This window comes from Corynebacterium sp. HMSC08C04 (assembly GCF_001807495.1).
Lineage (GTDB): Bacteria > Actinomycetota > Actinomycetes > Mycobacteriales > Mycobacteriaceae > Corynebacterium > Corynebacterium simulans.
Genome location: NZ_KV789203.1, coordinates 1 through 16979 on the forward strand (window position 1 = coordinate 1; position 16979 = coordinate 16979).

A 16979-nucleotide genomic window follows, 5' to 3' on the forward strand; every position below is an offset into this window, starting at 1 on the left:
CGCCCTGGGGTGGAACTGCTAACAACGTAATGGGTTTCAGCAGTACGCCCGCTTTCGGGCCACCCCGGCTCCTACTGTTCCTCATTCTCGCGCGCTATAGGAATCGTGAGCGCCACATAAACGGTGAGGCTAACCAGCAAAACGAGGTGTAAAGGCTCGGCGAACATCGCCCGCGAACCGTTCTTTATCCATTCGTTGACCAACACGACAATAATGCCTAGGGTCTGGATGACAAACGCAATTCTGATATTGCGCAGATTCTTTGCGAGTAAACGTTCGTCAGAGATCTTGTTTAGGATTGGCAATTCTGTTCCTCCCAAAATAGTTGGTCGAGCGAGCTATCCAACCTGTGACAGATCGCAAGGCAAAACTTGAGGGTCGGGTTATACCGGCCGTTTTCAAGCAGATTGATTGTTTGGCGCGTAACCCCGCCATGGAAAACGCTGGATGAATGTGGCCATCGGAAAGCGCCTAGCACACTGCACAAAGCTAGTATTCCAGCGGGTCTGCCAGCATCTGCACCGATATCTCTAGGCGCTCTCAATAACGGCCACCGGTGTACGCCTCACCGTGGTCTCCAGCCACGGCCGAATATGACGATAACGCGCCGAGCCATCCGCCATAATCGCTCGCGTTGGTGGGATCAAAGAAGCGGATACCGTTTAATGCAGTCTTGAAAGGGCGACTTAACCACCTCACCCTCCAAGCACCCGATCAAGGGTGCTAAAAATTTACTGCACGTTTACATCGATCCCAAGTTGTCTTAACTTCAGTGCAGTTAGATTGATGTTCCTGATCACTATTCTCTCTGGAGGAACTCCCACGATGAAGTCGAAGCACACTTCTCTCTCTGCCATAGCCCTTGCTTCAACCGTCCTTCTTACTTCGTGCGGTGAGCCTGCGTCCAACCAAGAAGATTCACAGGCGACCAGCGACTCAACCTCAATAACCGTCTATACCTCCGAACCAGAGGAAAAGGTCGATGAGATCAATGCGGCCTTCAACGAGGAATACCCCGATATCGAGGTCAATGTATACCGCGCTGGCACCGGTGATTTGAACGCCCGCATCTCTTCAGAGAAGCAATCTGGCGACATTGAAGCGGATGTTTTCTGGGCAGCCGATGGACCTACCTTTGAAAATTACGCTGAGGATGGTGACCTCATCGAGCTTGCCGATGTCGATTCCGATGACATCATCGACGAGGCCAAGGACGACAAGAATTTTTATGTCGGCACGCGCATAATCCCTACGATAATTGCTTATAACACCGACGAGATCGCAGAAGACGATGCCCCGACCTCCTGGGCGGATCTCACCGATCCGAAGTACAAAGACAAACTCGTCTTACCTAACCCAGCGGTCTCCGGTGCAGCGGCATTCAACGCCTCAGCGTGGAAGAATAATTCAGACCTCGGAGAAGCGTGGATCGAAGATCTGGGCAAGAATGCCCCGATGATCGCAGACTCCAATGGCCCTACCTCCCAAGAAATCGCCTCCGGTTCCAAGCCCGTGGGCGTGGTCGTCGATTACTTAGTCCGCGACCTGGCGGATAAGGGGTCCCCAATTGCCCTCGCCTACCCCATCGAAGGATCACCATATATTTCTGAGCCTGCGGGCGTATTCAAAGACTCCCAGGAACAGGAAGCAGCCCAGAAATACATCAACTTCCTGCTTTCAAAGAAGGCACAAGAAATCGCCGTCGAGCAGTCGTACCTCCCGGTGCGTGAGGACGTGGGAACCCCAGCAGGCACCCCTGAACTCACAGACATTGAGCTCATGGACCAGGACTTGGGGAAAATCACCAAGGATAAAGACGCCGCCGTCGAGGTATTCCAAAAGGCAGTGTCTTCCTAGTTCTTGGTGGCCCACTTGTTGAAAAATCCCTCCGTATCCGCGCTACGCGTTGGCGTGTGGCTGATTGCCATTGGCCTGTTCATCGCGCCTTTGACCCTTGTTGTCTCCCTTGCACTGGGCGGAAACCAAATTCCCATCTTGCTAGAGCAAGGGCTCGGCATCGCCACATGGAATTCGCTATTTACCACGGCGCTTTCAGCTCTCGCTGCCGTCATCATCGGCACCGTTATTGCCATCGCGCTAGACCGCACAGATATCTACGGCTCTTCGGTACTGCGCCTATTCTTGCTTTCGCCTCTCTTGGTTCCGCCATTTATCGGAGCGATCGCCTGGATTCAACTCTTCGGCCCGAATCAGGGCTTGAATAAGCTTTTTGAGTTCGAAATATGGAATATCTACGGCGCAGACGGGGTCATTGCGCTGATGACTATCCATTCTTTTCCCACGGCATATGTCATCATTTCTTCAAGCTTGCGCTCCATCTCCCCCGATTTTGAGCTAGCCGCCCGAGTATCTGGGGCTTCCGTGGTGACAGTTCTGCGCACGGTCACCCTTCCACTCCTGCGCCCCGCACTATTGTCCGCGTTCACTCTCACAGCAATTGCTAATCTGGCTGATTTCGGCATTCCCGCTATTATCGGATCGCCGGCTCGGTTCGAAACGCTCGCGACGATGATTTACCGGTTCATTGATTCCGGCACCGTATCCAACCCCTTACAAGTGGTATCGACCATCGGCGTTGTCCTCTTATTTTTGGGAATCGGCACAGTAATCATGGACTATCTCACCTCCCTGAAAAACTCGTCTTCTACACATGACTCCGGAAGTCCGGCGCGTTTCGCACTGCATTCGGCGCGCTGGCCGGTCACGATCATCATGTGGGTGTGCGGGCTCGCCATTTCCATTGGCCCAATTCTCGGTTTGGCCTACCGCGCATTGCTGCCAGCTCCTGGGGTTCCATTTACCTTAGAAACCATCTCGCTGGCGAACTTTAGCAGCGCTTTATCCAACCCGCGCGTCATCGACGGACTCAGTAATTCCGCATTTCTGTCAATAACCGCCGCGATAATCTGCGGGGTTCTTGGTTGGGTCATCGGAATTCTAGTGACCCGGACTCAGGCTCGAGGAAATACGCTTTTAACCCTTTCTGCACTGCTACCGAGCGCGCTGCCTGGGCTTATCATCGGTGTCGCCTGGCTGATTGCCGGGCGCTATACTGGGCTGTATAACACCATTTGGATAATCCTTATCGCCTACGTCTGTGCTTTTACCGCACTCGTTGTCCAGGCCGTGCGTGCCCCGCTAATAAGCACCCCGGTCACCGTGGAAGAAGCAGCGCGCATTTCCGGCGCCACGCCGCTTAAGGCGCTATTTACTACCACCGGCGCGATGACCATTCCAGCGGCGATATCCGGTGCGGTGCTCGTAGCGGTGACCGCGATTCGAGAACTTACTATTTCCGTACTCCTCGTCGCACCCGGAACGACAACACTGGGTGTCCAAGTCTTCAACCTGCAACAGGCAGGAAATTATAACCAGGCATCGGCACTCGCCCTGCTCTTTGCGCTACTTGGCATCATTGCCGTCGCACTGACTATCCGTGCTCCCAAGGTAAGGACTTAATAATGGCGAAAATTGCAGCTTCCCACCTCACGGTCACTTTTCCGGACGGAACCACCGGCTTGCGCGATATCAACCTCTCCATCGAACCTGGGGAACTCATTGCACTCGTTGGCCCGTCAGGCTCCGGTAAAACCACGCTCTTACGCACCATCGCTGGTTTTATTTCTCCATCGTCAGGTGAGCTTTACATAGATGGCCGGAAGATGACTGCTATTCCTCCCGAGAAACGCAGCATCGGCATGGTCTTCCAACAGCACGCGATCTGGCCGCACATGTCTGTTAAAGACAATGTTGGCTACCCGTTGCGCCAGGCGAAAGTAGCAAAGCCCGAGCGCGAAGAGCGCATTTCTGAGACTTTAGCTCTCGTGGGCCTGCCAGGATTCGAGAACCGTACTCCGGACAGCCTTTCTGGTGGGCAGCGCCAGCGCGTTGCGCTGGCCCGGGCGATCGTTGCTAATCCCACGGTTTTATTACTGGATGAAGCTCTTTCAGCCCTCGATGAACCATTGCGCGATAATTTGCGCCGCGAGCTGGTAACCCTGACGCAAAAGCAGCGCTTAACCACGGTGCACGTCACCCACGATCGCGCCGAGGCGCTGGCAATCGCAGATAGAGTCGTGGTTCTAGATGGCGGCGAAATCCAGCAGATTGCTACCCCACAACAGCTGCTGGAAAGTCCCGGAAGCCCGCTGGTCGCGGGATTTATTGCGGATGCCACAATAGTCCAGGCCGCTATCTCAGGAGGCCGCGTCGAGTGCCCAACCCTTGGCATTTCTTGGCCATTGAGTGAAGTCTCCGTGCGGGGCGAAGGCACTAAGGCCGCCATCCTACCGCACCACGCAACAATCGTGGAGGAAAACCATCCAGGTGCCACGGTTCCAGCAGTAGTTGACTCTGCCATTTACGAAGCCGGCCACTACTCCGTTACCGCCACCCATGGATCGGGAACCACATTCCGCACCACCGCGGACGATAAGCCAGCGATGGGACAAACGGTGCGCATCCGCTTCGCGCCGCCCTTGGTTTTTTAGATCACCACCCCGCAAGAACCATGACCAGCTCAGCGATGGCACGGTGCCGCCGTTTTGCAGCGGTTACACCCGCCGTCTTAAGCATAAAATTTTAGGCTAATACCGATCACAGCCGACACGGAACGCTGGTTATCACACCCATCTTCATCACCATGCTCTCAGAAGGCAGTGTCGTATATAGTCTGAACCCGCTTGAACTCTAAGCCATAAGTGAGAGCACTAAGCAATCCTGCATTGACCTTAACGGCGTGGAAATTTCGGTATACCGCGCCATCAATCCGGATGACGCCAGCATCTCGCTCGTCCGCCGGGAACGGCTAGTTATCGTTGGAGGGACACCTTTTGGCGGCCGTTGCGGGGTCTGCCGCAGTGGAGGTAGACGTCGTAACGTCCCAGCGCGCGGAGCCGAAATCTTTTGATGTGCACATGGAAGGCGACCGCGTAAATGAGGACGGGGCATCGCGCCAGTCGGAGGTTCGCGTGGGCTTCGATCTATCGTTCCCGGATACCCCCGAGGGCAACCAAGCGCGCAAGCTCGTGGACAACCTGATTCGCATCTCTCATGAGAAGGACTGCACGGTATCGCGCACGGTTGAGAACTCCACGCAAGTGACGTTTAGGAACGACTCAAAATAGTTTCCCGAAGTAAAAGCGCGACATGCGGTTGCACTCCGGGAATGCCCCAAGACCTCCTGCTATGGTGCAATTGTTAACTACTGTGACAAATGTGATTACTGCAGGAGCTCAACATGTCACCATCTTTCTCCCGTCGCGGCCTCTTAAAGGTCAGCGCTCTCGCCCTGACCGCAGGCGCCATCGGTTCTGCCGTTCCGAATGCAGCGGCGCTTGGACCGGTGCGCGGCACCATCATCGACTTCGCCGTCGGTGTTCCTTCCGCCGCAGGCATCAAGCGCGCGGGCCATCTCGGCGCCATCCGTTATGTTTCCAAGCGTCGCCCCGGCGCCGAATCCTGGATGACCGGCAAGCCCGTCACCTTGCAGGAAACCAAGGCTAACGCCGCGCAGGGCTTGGCGACGGCCTCCATCTACCAGTTTGGCCGTGCCGAAACCGCCGATTGGAAGCAAGGTGCCGCAGGTGCAGCCATCCACGCCCCGCAGGCTATTGCCCTGCACAGGGCAGCAGGCGGACCGACCAATCGCCCGATTTACATCGCGATTGACGATAACCCGACCCGCGCCCAGTACGACCAACAGATCAAGCCTTACCTACAGGCCTTTAGCCGCCTGCTTTCGGCAGCGGGCTACCAGACCGGCGTATACGGCAACTACAACACGATCGAGTGGTGCGTGCGCGATGGAATCGGCTCCTTCTTCTGGATGCACGATTGGGGTTCGAACGGCAAGATCCACCCACGCACCACGATTCACCAGCTGCCGGGCAACATGCAGCGCACCATCGACGGCGTGACCGTGGACATCAACGAGGTCTACGCCCGCGACTGGGGCCAATGGATGCCGGGTCAGAAGGCCCCGAAGGCCCCTGCTGCGCCAGCCAAGCCTTCCGCACCGAAGCCGGCCGCACCGGCACAGCCGGGCAACATCCCGGGTATCTCCCCGCAGTCTTCTGATGCGATGGGTGCGCTTAGCTCCCAGGTAGAGCACGCGGTGCCAGGCATGCGCCTGCCGCGAGTAAACCAGAACGGCATCTCCTACGGCGGCTCTTCCGTCTCCCAGGATCAAATCAAGGGAGCCATCGACCTAGCTTCTACTATTCAGAACGCTTTGAAGTAGCGCTTTCAGATTGAGCCGACGAGGTCGGCTCTTTCTTTTTGTCCTTCTTTTTCTTGTCGCTCTTCTTGCCGGCGTCGGTAGGCTCCTTGCTCTTATCCCCGCGCTTGGCCTTGCCACCGTCTTTACTCTGGCCCTTATCAGAGCCCTTCTTCTCAGACTTCGGCAGAGTCGAGGTCACGGTGATGGTCGTCTTGGAGGCAGGCGCAGAAGACTTCGAAGGACTTACAGGAGCAACGCTCTCACCGTTGAGCGCCTTTTGGTAGCGATCAGTACCCTTACGCAGGTTACTGCCCGTTACCTCGTCTTTCACAAAGTCCGTGAGATCATCGGCGCTACCATAGGTGGTAGCTGCAACAACGAAGTTCTTGCCAAAGGAAACCGAAGAGTGCAGAGTCTTGTCATTTGACCAGCCCCACTTGGTGCCCACTACATTTTGCAGTTTCGCCGTGCCGTAGTCCTGCTCGTATCCGTCTTCCGAGATGGGATCGGCGTGGGCCATCGCCACCAGGACCGGGTGGGTGGGGTTATCTTCCTTCAGCTGCACCACGAAGCGCACCACGTCATACATGGAGGTCACCGAGGTTCCCCATTGCTCACCGGCCTTCGTGGCCTGCAATCCATATTCCTTTGCCACGGAGTCAATGGAATTCGGGTACTTCTCAAAGAGTTCTTCTGCGCTTGTATCTGAGGAGCTGGCGATCATGTCTAAGGCTTCGTATTTATCCTCAAAGCTTCCCTTTTCGAGCACGTAGGTTGCGATATACAGCTTGATAAGGCTCAATGCTGGGCGCGGCTCATGCTCATTTGCCGTTGCCATACGCATTCCATCGCCGATGCGGTAGTAGCTCAGCTGCTGGTCTTTATTACCCTCGAGGAACTGACTGACGTCATCGGGGACGTCGGAAAGCGCAGGCTCCCCCAGCTCATGCCGAAGGTCGGACGCAGACGCATTGCTTGCCGACGCCGAGGCGGCCTTACTATCGTGCTGCTGCGACGGTGTACATGCGCACAACAGGCCGCCGGCGAGTGAAAACGCGGCGAGGGCGGTACCGACCTTCATCGGCACCGCCTTCGTTTTAGACAAAGAATCGAGCACGCATTAGATAATACTCAGTACTCTGCCAGGTTTAGTGGTTGACTGGGGCCTCCACGCCAACGCCGGTCAGAGACCGTACCTCCATCTCTGCGGACAGATCCTCAAAGTCATCCGGCGGGGTCAGGATGGAAACCAACCAGCCTGCGATGAATGCCAGCGGAATGGAAACCAGGCCCGGATTCGACAGTGGGAACAGCGCCCAATCCGCGTTCGGGAACATCGAGGTCTCAGAACCGGATACTGCCGGGGAGAAGAAGATGAGCAGCAGGCAGGAGATGACGCCGGTGTACATGGACGCCACCGCACCGGCCGTGTTGAAGCGACGCCAGTAAAGCGAGTACAGGATAGTCGGAAGGTTTGCAGAAGCCGCGACGGCGAAGGCGAGAGAGACCAAGAACGCGACGTTTTGAGTCATGGCCAGAATGCCCAGGATGATGGCGGCGATGCCGAGGACTACGACCGTAACCTGCGAGACACGGACCTGCTCCGACTCGGTGGACTCTCCCTTACGGATAACCGCGTGGTAGATATCGTGCGCGATGGATGCAGACGCGGTAATCGCCAGACCTGCAACTACTGCCAGCACCGTGGCGAATGCAACCGCCGAGATGACAGCCATGAATACCGAGCCGCCGAGTTCTAGCGCCAGAAGCGGAGCTGCGGCATTGGCCCCGCCCGGCGCGGCCAGGATGCGGTCCGGGCCTACGAGTGCCGCGGCACCGTAGCCCAGGATGAGGGTCATCAGGTAGAAAGCGCCGATGATGACGATGGCCCAGGTCACGGAACGGCGCGCCTCAGTTGCAGTCGGAACCGTGTAGAAGCGCATGAGCACGTGCGGCAGGCCGCCAACGCCGAGCACCAGAGCGATACCGAGGGAAACGAAGTCCAGCTTGGTGGTCAAAGTCTTTCCATACTTTAAGCCTGGTTCCATGATTTGAGAAGCTTCGTAGCCCTTCTCCTGGAGGTAATCCGAGCCCGCATGCATATCGACGGCGTCGGAGAACAAGGTGCTAAAGCCGCCCTTCACCGCAATGAAGGTCATAATGCACATCGCCACGACGCCGGTGACCAAGAGGACTGCCTTGATCATCTGCACATAAGTAGTGCCCTTCATACCGCCCACCAGAACGTAGACGATCATCAAAACACCCACGATGCCAACCACGACCGCCTGCCAGGTGAAGTCATGGATATCCAAAAGCACCGACACCAGGGAGCCTGCGCCGGCCATCTGCGCAATCAGGTAGAAAAGCGAGACAAAAAGCGTAGAGATGGACGCCGCCACGCGCACTGGACGCTGCTTCAAGCGGAAAGACAATACGTCCGCCATGGTGAAGCGACCGACGTTACGCATCGGCTCGGCGACCAGCATGAGTGCCACCAGCCAGGCCACGAAGAAGCCGACAGAATACAAGAATCCGTCATATCCGTTGAGAGCGACCGCGCCGACGATACCGAGGAAGGACGCGGCAGAAAGGTAGTCGCCGGAAATGGCCAAGCCATTCTGGCGGCCAGAGAAGGTGCCACCGCCGGTGTAGAAGTCCGAGGCCTTCTTCGTGGTCTTTCCTGCCCTTAAAACCACCCACATGGTGATGACAAGAAACGCACCAAAAACGGCGATGTTGAGCACCGGGTTTCCGGAGCCTTCTTGCGCCGCCTCAGCAGCTAGGTTGAAAGTCAGCATAATCTATCCCTCCAATGCCTCACGAATAGCTGCTGAACGCGGCTCAATTTTCTTGTTGGCGTACTTGACGTAGATCCACGTAATCGCGAACGTGGTGACAAATTGGGCGAGCCCGAATACGAGCCCCACGTTCCACCCACCGCCAATTTCGGTGCCCATGAATCCAGGCGCAAAGACGGCAGCCAACACGTAGATGACGTACCACAGGAAGAAGGCAATGGTCATCGGGAAAGTGAAGTTACGATATGCACCGCGTAACTGCTTAAACTGCGGGCTATCGCGCATCTCGATGAAGTCCTGCGCTGTCGGTTCGCGGCGCTCGAGCATCGAGGTAGGTGCGCTAGTCATGTCGCTCTCCTTGGGTTCTCAAGATTCCACACGAAAGTGATTAATGAACCACACGAGATAGAGATAGTGTGATGAATCACGTTTCGCCTTACGAGTAAGTTACCCAATTCACATTGCGAGGTTGTAAAGCTTGCCAATCGATTTTTGATTAGCAAGCCTTAGCTACCCCCTAACCCCATTGCTTACTGCACTTTTTAAAGCGTGGAAAGTACCCCCATATCTTTCAACGCTCGAGTTTGCAAACATTGCGAAAGGCCATATGTCAAGAAAAGGCGGCAGAGAACAATGCCGTTCCCTGCCGCCTCTAGGCCGTTTTCCGGGCCGCCTTTAGCGTTTAGCCCGGAAACTCACGCGGGTCCTTGTACAAGCGCCCAGCCGCGCCGTTATCGAGGGCGTCGATTGCCGCAATGTCGTCGTGGCTAAGCTCCAGCTGCGCGGCCGCCAAGTTCTCCTCTAGGCGCTCACGCTTGGTGGATTTCGGGATTACGGAAATCCCCTTGGCTAGAAGATAGGCGATTGCTACCTGTCCCGGGGTTGCCTCAAGGCGCTGCGCCACATTCTTGATCTCCGCATTGTTAAGGACCTCTCCCCTCGCCAGCGGCGACCATGCCTCTGTAACAATGCCATGTTCATCATGGAATTCTTGCAACTCCGGCTGGGTAAATCCCGGATGCAGCTCCACCTGGTTCAACACTGGAACGATACCCGTTCGCGCGATGATCTCCTGCAGCGTTTCCTCGTAGAAGTTAGCCACGCCGATGGAAGCGATCTGTCCCATGCCCTGCAGACGAGCCATCTCCTCAAAGGTCTCCACATAGAGTCCAGCCTGTGGCCACGGCCAGTGGATCAGGTAGAGGTCTAGGTAGTCCAGCTGCAGCTTCTTCAGCGATTCAGTAAATGCTGCGTCTACCCCCTTCGCCCCGTGGCTATCATGCCAGACCTTGGAGGTGATGAAGAGTTCATCACGGGTGACGTCACCGGCGCGCATCGCATCATTTAGGGCCTGGCCTAGCTCTGCCTCGTTCTCATACAAGGTTGCAGTATCGAAATGGCGGTAGCCGAGCTCGATGGCTTCACGCACCGCCGTGATACATTCCTGACCCGTCATCTTGTAGGTGCCCAGACCAAGCTGTGGCATCTCGCGATCATCATTAAAAGAGATAAATGGGACACTCATGGTTCCATTGTGCACGAGTTTCGCCACGCGTGACGCCGAAAAATTCAAGTTCTTGCGCCCGCAAAAAAGAAACTCCACCTTCTGCCCTAGCAATACGGGGGCAAAAGGTGGAGCCAAAAAAGAAACGTTATTTACGCACGCAGCAGGTCGATAACGAAGACCAAGGTGCGTCCAGCAAGTGGATGCGCTCCGCCAGCTGGGCCGTATGCCTTCTCCGGAGGGATGATGAGCTTGCGACGGCCGCCCACCTTCATGCCCGGGATACCTTCCTGCCAACCTGCAATGAGGCCAGTCAGCGGAAACTCGATGGACTGTCCGCGACCCCAGGAAGAGTCAAATTCCTGGTTGTCCTCATACGAGACGCCCACGTAGTGAACCTCAACAAAGCCACCCGGCTGTGCCTCTGCGCCGTCGCCGACGATGATGTCCTCGATAACTAGCTCAGTCGGGGCCGGCTCAGTATGAGCCTCAATTACGGGCTTATCCATTGGGGAAAATCCTCCTTGGGAAACGTTTGTGATATCGATTCGGCGCCTAGTTGTCTCGCTTTTAGGCCGAGAACTAGGCCTGCACGAACGGCGAAAGCCGAATCGCAGTGTGCCCAGTATAAGGGTTCATCTGCGATTCGGCTTTATTTGGCCTACGCAATGACTTGTTTTGTCATCATTTCGTGACTAAAGCCTTGCAATTCAAAGGGCCTATTATGCACGCTCAGCGCGCGGGGAAACGGTGCGCAAGGTCTCGCCGGTGTAGATCTGACGCGGACGGTTGATCTTGGTGTTCAGCTCCAGCTGCTCGCGGTACTGAGCGATCCAACCCGGAAGGCGGCCGATGGCAAACAGGACGGTGAAGAAGTCCGTTGGGAAGCCCATGGCGCGGTAGATAAGGCCGGTGTAGAAGTCGACGTTCGGGTACAGCTTGCGGGAAACGAAGTACTCGTCCTCCAGAGCGATCTTCTCGAGCTCCATTGCCAGATCCAGCATTGGGTCGCCGCCCAAGTGCTCGAGGATCTCGTGTGCGGTCTCCTTGACGATGGCTGCGCGTGGGTCGTAGTTCTTGTACACGCGGTGGCCGAAGCCCATCAGACGGACGCCCTTTTCCTTGTTCTTCACGCGGTTCATGAAGTCAGTTGCGTCGCCGCCGTTGTTCTTCTGGATTTCATCGAGCATCTCGAGAACGGCCTGGTTTGCGCCACCGTGTAGCGGGCCGGACAGAGCGTTGATACCGCCGGCGATAGCAACGAAGAGGTTTGCCTGTGCGGAACCGATCATGCGGACGGTAGAGGTGGAGCAGTTCTGCTCGTGGTCTGCGTGCAGGATGAGCAGCTTGTCCAGAGCCTTTGCGACGACTGGGTCGACGTTGTACTCCTCGGTTGGGTAACCGAACATCATGCGCAGGAAGTTCTCGCGTGCGTTCAGGTTGTTGTCCGGGTACATGTAAGGCTTGCCCTGGGACGCGCGGTAAGCGTATGCAGCCAGCATCGGAACCTTAGCCAGCAGGCGGACGGTTGCCTTGTCCAGCTGCTCCTCATCCAACGGGTTGAGCTGATCCTGGTAATAGGTGGAGAGAATGTTAACGGAGGATGCCAGAACCGCCATCGGGTGCGCATTGCGCGGGAAGATGTTGAACTGCGCCTTGAAGTCCTCATCCAGCAGGGTGTGGTGGCGAATTTCATCGTTAAAAGCGCTCAGCTGCTCCTGGTTTGGCAGCTCGCCCTTGATGAGGAGGTAGGAAACCTCGTTGAAGGTGGCGTTGTTTGCCAGATCCGCGATGTCGTAGCCGCGGTGGCGCAGGATGCCTTCCTCACCGTTAATGAAGGTGATCTTGGACTCGGTGGAGCCGGTAGCGGCGTAGCCGGGGTCAAAGGTTACGAGGCCAGTCTCATTGCGAAGCTTGCCAATATCAAAGCCAGAGTCACCTTCGGTGGACTGCTTGATATCCATCTCGTACTCGCCACCTGGGTAGTGGAGAACAACCTTGTTGTCTTCAGAAGCCACTTGTTGATCCTTTCTCAACACTTAAAACACCGGCTCCAAACCGGCATTACGTTTTAAATCTCTTCACACTTTATCAAAATTTGTGACGCTGCCAACATCCTAAACTTTTAACGTTTACCAATAGGATGACCGAAATTAGGTTAGACTGTGCCTCATGCTCCACACAGAACCGACTTTACCTGCAGATCTTCTCCCCATCGACGGTCGCTTCGGATGCGGCCCTTCCAAGGTACGGCCCGCCCAAATTGAGGCAATTACTGCGGGGGCTAAATCCATCATCGGCACTTCTCATCGCCAGCTCGCCGTGAAAAACGTGGTGGGTTCGATTCGCGAGGGATTGCGAGATCTATTCAAGCTTCCAGACGGCTATGAGATTATTCTTTCGGCAGGCGGCGCCACCGCTTTTTGGGACGCCGCGACGTTCGGCCTCATCGAAAATAGGTCCGCGCATTTGACTTACGGAGAGTTCTCTTCGAAGTTTGCCAAGGCAAGTATTGGTGCACCGTGGCTCACAGCGCCCATCGTTTACGACTTCCCCGCCGGCACCGCTCCCGACCCGCGCACGGTGGATTTCGGCGATGCTGACGTTGTGGCGTGGGCACACAATGAGACCTCGACGGGCGCGATGGTTGAGGTGCTGCGCCCACAGCCGAATAATCCGGAGCAACTCGTTGTCATCGATGCGACGTCGGGCGCTGGCGGATTGCCCGTCACGATGGCCGAGGCTGACGTCTACTATTTCTCGCCGCAGAAGTGCTTCGCATCCGAAGGTGGGCTCTGGCTCGCGGCGGTCTCCCCTGCTGCGATTGAACGCATCGCAAAGCTTAATGCTGCACAACGTTATATCCCGGCTTTCCTGAACCTGCAGACCGCCGTGGATAACTCGCGCAAGAACCAGACCTATAACACTCCAGCCGTGTCTACTCTTCTGATGCTGGAAAATCAGGTCCGCTGGATGAACGACAACGGCGGGCTCGACGGTATGGTTACGCGCACCACCGCTTCCTCCACCATTGTTCATGACTGGGCCGCATCGCGAAAAGAGGCCAAGCCTTTCGTCGCCGAGCCCGCTGGCCGCTCGTTAGTCGTGGCAACCATCGACTTTGACGAGACCGTGGATGCTACGGCCTTAGCCAAGGCCTTGCGGGCGAACGGCATCGTGGATGTCGAGCCTTATCGCAAGCTGGGGCGCAACCAACTGCGAATTGGTATGTTCCCCGCGATTGAGCCAGACGACGTCGCCAAGCTCACGCAAGCAATCGACTACCTTCTGGATAGGCGCTAAGAGCAACTGACAGGGCTTTTCCAGCCAACATGCCCTGCGTTCTTCATAAGGCGCGGGGCTTTTCTGGGTTAAAGTGGATTTCATCACACGCGCCCCGTTGGGGTGTGAATCGATTGCACTAGTCGCAATGCCTAGATGCGGTTTTAAATAAACTGTCAGTATCTAAATCCGTTGTCCGAATCCGTCGACAAGCAAAAGGAGCGCCCCTCAATGCGCGAGCTCTTCCTCGCAAAAAGCGACTCAACCACTACTTCTTTGGTCATGGAAACCGAAGAAGGCGAAGAGTTTTTCCTGGCCGTCACCGACGATCTCCGCGAGATTCTAGGCGCACCTAAGTCAGAGGATGACGCATGGGGCAAGGTCTCCAAGCTCCCGTTCGCGGCGGAAGCAGATGACTCTACGGATACTGCAGATTCTGTGAATTCTGTAGCATCCAGCGACGCAGACTCGGCTGCAAGCACGACCTCCGCTGACGAAAACGAACAGCGCGACGCGGAAGCAAAGAAGGATGACGACGAGGCATCCACCGCGGCTGAGTCCACTGACTCCACTGCGCCCGCTGCGCCACAGCTGACCACAACCACTCCGGCGCCTATTTCGCAGCCGCGCTCTGGCATGCGTGACCACGGCGACTCCCGCCCGCACGCAATCAGCCTGCGCCCGGCGGAAATTCAGGCCCGCATCCGCGCTGGCGCATCTGCCGCAGAGATCGCCGAGGAAATTGGCGCCCCCGAATCCCGCATCGAGCCTTTCGCACACCCGGTACTGCTGGAGCGCGCCCGCATTGCCGACGTCGCCAAGCAGGCCCACCCCATCCGCGAAGACGGCCCGGCCAAGCTGACTCTCTGGGAGATTCTCGCCACGGCCTTTGCCGCACGCGGCCACTCCCTCTCGGAGTCGACCTGGGATGCTTACCGCCATCAGGGCGAACCGTGGATCCTTCGCATCACGTGGAAGGCCGGCCTTTCTGAGAACGAGGCGGAGTGGACCTTTAAGCAGTCCATGTCCTCACCGGCTACCGTGGAGGCCCGTAACTCCGTTGCCGCCGATCTCACCGACCCTGACTTCGTACAACCAGTGCGTTCCCTGACTTCCGTCGGCCGCGGCGAGCGCTATGACAAAGCCATAGACGGCGAGACGCCGAGCGCAGTCACCAATATCACCGACTTCACTGCACCGACGGTCGTACCGGATCCGCAACCTGCTGATGTCGAAGCGGACTCCGCCGATGCAGACTCCGGCGCTACCGGCGCGGCCCGCCCTGCTGGCGCCGCTGAAACTCAGGCTTCTGGTTCAAAGGCCTCCACAGCTACCGAATCTGCGTCGGATAAGTCGAAGGCAGAAAGCACCGATGAAGAGTTCCTGCAGAACCCATCGCCGGAGCCAAAGCCAAAGAGCCGCCGTCGCCGGGCTACGACCCCGCACTGGGAAGACGTCCTGCTCGGAGTGCGCTCTAACACCAAGCGTCCGCGCGAGTGAACGCGAGTGGATTGACAGCCAAGAAAAGTAATTAAGCGAGTTTTTACCGTGAACCCTAAACCTGTTCTCACTCTCTGGTACGTCACTGTCGAAGATCCCGCTGCTGTGCTGCGGGAGGAGCCAAAGGCCGATCGCGGCTTTGGCCGGAAATTCTTGGCACAACTCAATCCCAACCTGCCCGTAACCCCCATCGGGCAATTTCCTCTCAATCGCTCTGCCCAGGCTGGCGATAGCGAGTACTACATCGGCGGATACCCTGGCGTTACCGTGGTTCAGACGGTCATCGAGGAAGAATCCATGGTGCTCTCGCGCCTTCCAGAGCAACTCTTGAAGGCGGTTCCCGCGCTCGAAATCTATGCCTTCGTCTCGCAGGAAAGCACCGGCTATGCCGGTTTTGCGCACTGGACGGCCGGTGAGCTCAAGCGCTGCCTGTGCGGTACGCGCTTTAACCTGCAGGAAGACTCCGGCCTACCAGAGCCCTTTGAGGCGCCGTTCTGGGCCGGCGAAAAATACGAACCGGTCGGCGGTATCTCTCTGCCTTTCGAACCACAGGGCATCACCGAAGCAGCGCAGTCTTATTGGCTCGGCGTGGAAGTAAATGACCAAGGCCCCGACCTCGACGTCGTGGGTTATGCCACCGACGGACGGCCCGAGCCCAAGGTCGCGCCAAAGAAGCCGGAGCGCAGCCTCGGCGCCATCGCCTCTGCTTCCGTGTCCAAGCTCGGCTTCAACGACTACGACGATTACGAGGCCCACGACCAAGAACCAGAGTCCACTGGCGAGGAAATCCTCGAAACCGCCAAACGCCTCGGCGGGCTAATCAGCAGCTACGTGCGTCAGACCTCGAAGTCAATTCGGGAGCGCTGGCGCTCATAGAAAGCGATGGCCGCTGAGGTAGCCACGTTGAGCGAATCTGTACCTGGGGCCATCGGTATGCGTGCGCGCACATCGGTGGCCTTCATCGCATGTTCGGTAAGGCCGGGGCCTTCTGCGCCCACGAGCAGAGCAGCCTTAGTTGCACCCCTGAGCGCCTCCGCGAGATGAACGGCTTCTGGGTGCGGGGTCAAGGAAACGAGGCGGAAGTCGGCGTCGCGAAGCGCCTGCAGAGAACGCTGCCACGTGGTGTATCCGCCGTCCAGATGGGCAAAAGGCAAACGCAGCACATGGCCCATGGAAACGCGCACCGAGCGACGATAGAGCGGGTCTGCTGCGCCCGAGCCCAACAGCACGGCGTCAACGTCCATGCCCGCCGCGTTGCGGAAGATGGCGCCGATATTTTCGTGGTCACCCACGCCCTCAAGCACCACCACGGTGCTTGCCGTCTTCAAGATCTCATCCAAGCTCGGCTCTGGCGCGCGGTCTGCGGCAGCCACCAGCCCACGGTGCATATCAAAGCCGGCGACGGCCGCGAGAGTTTCTCGCGAGACCTCGTACATCGGGCAACCTGGATCCCCATACTCTTCCACGTAGGCATCCAGCTTTGCGCCAAAACCTACGACACAGCGCAGCGGGAAACGCGAGTCAGCCAGGCGGGAGACCACCAGATGACCTTCGGCAATGACAAGACCCTCGCCTTTCTTGTCCGACTTATTCAAGTCACGGACGTCATCAAGGCGAGGGTCTAAAGGGTCAGCAATTACTTCACGCATGC

At 57.1% G+C, this 16979-nt stretch carries 17 protein-coding genes; 8 read left to right on the top strand and 9 right to left on the bottom strand.

Annotation, left to right across the window (positions count from 1 at the left end; genetic code table 11):
• Positions 1-71: 71 nt before the first annotated feature.
• Positions 72-305 (bottom strand): hypothetical protein, encoded by a 234-nt coding sequence (locus tag HMPREF3169_RS04715; RefSeq protein WP_061921174.1) that lies wholly within the window; start codon positions 303-305, stop codon positions 72-74.
• The gene (locus HMPREF3169_RS13575) at positions 293-478 is read right to left on the bottom strand and encodes a helix-turn-helix domain-containing protein (RefSeq protein ID WP_201040668.1); all 186 of its coding nucleotides are present in this window, start codon (positions 476-478) and stop codon (positions 293-295) included. The genes HMPREF3169_RS04715 and HMPREF3169_RS13575 overlap by 13 nt, the downstream gene beginning before the upstream one ends.
• A 347-nt stretch (positions 479-825) precedes the next feature.
• Here HMPREF3169_RS13575 and HMPREF3169_RS04720 point away from each other — a divergent pair, with 347 nt between their 5' ends.
• The 5 genes from HMPREF3169_RS04720 to HMPREF3169_RS04740 all read left to right on the top strand — a co-directional run bounded on the left by HMPREF3169_RS04720 (position 826) and on the right by HMPREF3169_RS04740 (position 6262).
• Positions 826-1857, top strand: a complete 1032-nt coding sequence (locus HMPREF3169_RS04720; RefSeq protein ID WP_070455845.1) for an ABC transporter substrate-binding protein — start codon at positions 826-828, stop codon at positions 1855-1857.
• A gap of 6 nt (positions 1858-1863) precedes the next feature.
• On the top strand, positions 1864-3480 hold the full coding sequence (locus HMPREF3169_RS04725; RefSeq protein WP_371326191.1) for an ABC transporter permease: 1617 nt from the start codon (positions 1864-1866) through the stop codon (positions 3478-3480).
• Positions 3481-3482: 2 nt separating this feature from the next.
• The gene (locus tag HMPREF3169_RS04730; protein ID WP_061921169.1) at positions 3483-4511 is read left to right on the top strand and encodes an ABC transporter ATP-binding protein; all 1029 of its coding nucleotides are present in this window, start codon (positions 3483-3485) and stop codon (positions 4509-4511) included.
• Positions 4512-4838: 327 nt separating this feature from the next.
• The gene (locus HMPREF3169_RS04735) at positions 4839-5147 is read left to right on the top strand and encodes an OsmC family protein (RefSeq protein WP_141740989.1); all 309 of its coding nucleotides are present in this window, start codon (positions 4839-4841) and stop codon (positions 5145-5147) included.
• Positions 5148-5260: 113 nt separating this feature from the next.
• Entirely contained in the window at positions 5261-6262 is a 1002-nt protein-coding gene (locus HMPREF3169_RS04740) for a DUF1906 domain-containing protein (protein WP_061921166.1), read from the top strand.
• Here the strand turns inward: HMPREF3169_RS04740 and HMPREF3169_RS04745 are convergent.
• The 6 genes from HMPREF3169_RS04745 to HMPREF3169_RS04770 all read right to left on the bottom strand — a co-directional run bounded on the left by HMPREF3169_RS04745 (position 6240) and on the right by HMPREF3169_RS04770 (position 12564).
• Complete coding sequence (locus tag HMPREF3169_RS04745; protein WP_201040666.1) at positions 6240-7358, bottom strand: hypothetical protein; 1119 nt, start codon at positions 7356-7358, stop codon at positions 6240-6242. The two genes, HMPREF3169_RS04740 and HMPREF3169_RS04745, sit on opposite strands and share 23 nt — an antisense overlap.
• 31 nt (positions 7359-7389) lie before the next feature.
• Positions 7390-9042: a solute symporter family protein gene (locus tag HMPREF3169_RS04750; protein ID WP_062035618.1), complete on the bottom strand. Its 1653-nt coding sequence runs from the start codon at positions 9040-9042 to the stop codon at positions 7390-7392.
• A 3-nt stretch (positions 9043-9045) separates the two neighbouring features.
• Positions 9046-9390: a DUF485 domain-containing protein gene (locus tag HMPREF3169_RS04755; RefSeq protein WP_062035619.1), complete on the bottom strand. Its 345-nt coding sequence runs from the start codon at positions 9388-9390 to the stop codon at positions 9046-9048.
• 334 nt (positions 9391-9724) lie between these two features.
• Positions 9725-10567, bottom strand: coding sequence for an aldo/keto reductase (locus tag HMPREF3169_RS04760; protein ID WP_070432592.1), 843 nt, complete (start codon positions 10565-10567; stop codon positions 9725-9727).
• 131 nt (positions 10568-10698) lie between these two features.
• Positions 10699-11055 carry an FKBP-type peptidyl-prolyl cis-trans isomerase gene (locus tag HMPREF3169_RS04765; RefSeq protein WP_061921152.1) on the bottom strand — a complete coding sequence of 119 codons (357 nt, stop codon included), beginning with the start codon at positions 11053-11055 and terminating at the stop codon, positions 10699-10701.
• A 213-nt stretch (positions 11056-11268) separates the two neighbouring features.
• On the bottom strand, positions 11269-12564 hold the full coding sequence (locus tag HMPREF3169_RS04770) for a citrate synthase (RefSeq protein WP_082778565.1): 1296 nt from the start codon (positions 12562-12564) through the stop codon (positions 11269-11271).
• A gap of 154 nt (positions 12565-12718) precedes the next feature.
• Between HMPREF3169_RS04770 and serC the strand changes: the two genes are divergently transcribed.
• The 3 genes from serC (at position 12719) to HMPREF3169_RS04785 (ending at position 16204) form a co-directional block, all read left to right on the top strand.
• Positions 12719-13849, top strand: coding sequence for a phosphoserine transaminase (gene serC, locus HMPREF3169_RS04775; RefSeq protein ID WP_070455846.1), 1131 nt, complete (start codon positions 12719-12721; stop codon positions 13847-13849).
• A gap of 210 nt (positions 13850-14059) precedes the next feature.
• Complete coding sequence (gene sepH, locus HMPREF3169_RS04780; RefSeq protein WP_070455847.1) at positions 14060-15328, top strand: septation protein SepH; 1269 nt, start codon at positions 14060-14062, stop codon at positions 15326-15328.
• A gap of 48 nt (positions 15329-15376) precedes the next feature.
• Positions 15377-16204, top strand: a complete 828-nt coding sequence (locus HMPREF3169_RS04785; protein WP_070455848.1) for a DUF6928 family protein — start codon at positions 15377-15379, stop codon at positions 16202-16204.
• On the opposite strand, the gene HMPREF3169_RS04790 is transcribed toward HMPREF3169_RS04785, so the two are convergent.
• The gene (locus HMPREF3169_RS04790) at positions 16165-16977 is read right to left on the bottom strand and encodes a TrmH family RNA methyltransferase (RefSeq protein WP_070432596.1); all 813 of its coding nucleotides are present in this window, start codon (positions 16975-16977) and stop codon (positions 16165-16167) included. The genes HMPREF3169_RS04785 and HMPREF3169_RS04790 overlap by 40 nt on opposite strands.
• Between the last annotated feature and the right edge of the window lie 2 nt (positions 16978-16979).

What these genes read in the sequence shown, in the direction of transcription:
- HMPREF3169_RS04750 (WP_062035618.1), bottom strand. Translation starts at nt 9,042, where the DNA reads ATGCTGACTTTCAACCTAGCTGCTGAGGCGGCGCAAGAAGGCTCCGGA.
- serC (WP_070455846.1), top strand. Translation starts at nt 12,719, where the DNA reads ATGCTCCACACAGAACCGACTTTACCTGCAGATCTTCTCCCCATCGAC.
- HMPREF3169_RS04760 (WP_070432592.1), bottom strand. Translation starts at nt 10,567, where the DNA reads ATGAGTGTCCCATTTATCTCTTTTAATGATGATCGCGAGATGCCACAG.
- HMPREF3169_RS04740 (WP_061921166.1), top strand. Translation starts at nt 5,261, where the DNA reads ATGTCACCATCTTTCTCCCGTCGCGGCCTCTTAAAGGTCAGCGCTCTC.
- HMPREF3169_RS04755 (WP_062035619.1), bottom strand. Translation starts at nt 9,390, where the DNA reads ATGACTAGCGCACCTACCTCGATGCTCGAGCGCCGCGAACCGACAGCG.
- HMPREF3169_RS04790 (WP_070432596.1), bottom strand. Translation starts at nt 16,977, where the DNA reads ATGCGTGAAGTAATTGCTGACCCTTTAGACCCTCGCCTTGATGACGTC.
- HMPREF3169_RS04720 (WP_070455845.1), top strand. Translation starts at nt 826, where the DNA reads ATGAAGTCGAAGCACACTTCTCTCTCTGCCATAGCCCTTGCTTCAACC.
- HMPREF3169_RS04730 (WP_061921169.1), top strand. Translation starts at nt 3,483, where the DNA reads ATGGCGAAAATTGCAGCTTCCCACCTCACGGTCACTTTTCCGGACGGA.
- HMPREF3169_RS04765 (WP_061921152.1), bottom strand. Translation starts at nt 11,055, where the DNA reads ATGGATAAGCCCGTAATTGAGGCTCATACTGAGCCGGCCCCGACTGAG.
- sepH (WP_070455847.1), top strand. Translation starts at nt 14,060, where the DNA reads ATGCGCGAGCTCTTCCTCGCAAAAAGCGACTCAACCACTACTTCTTTG.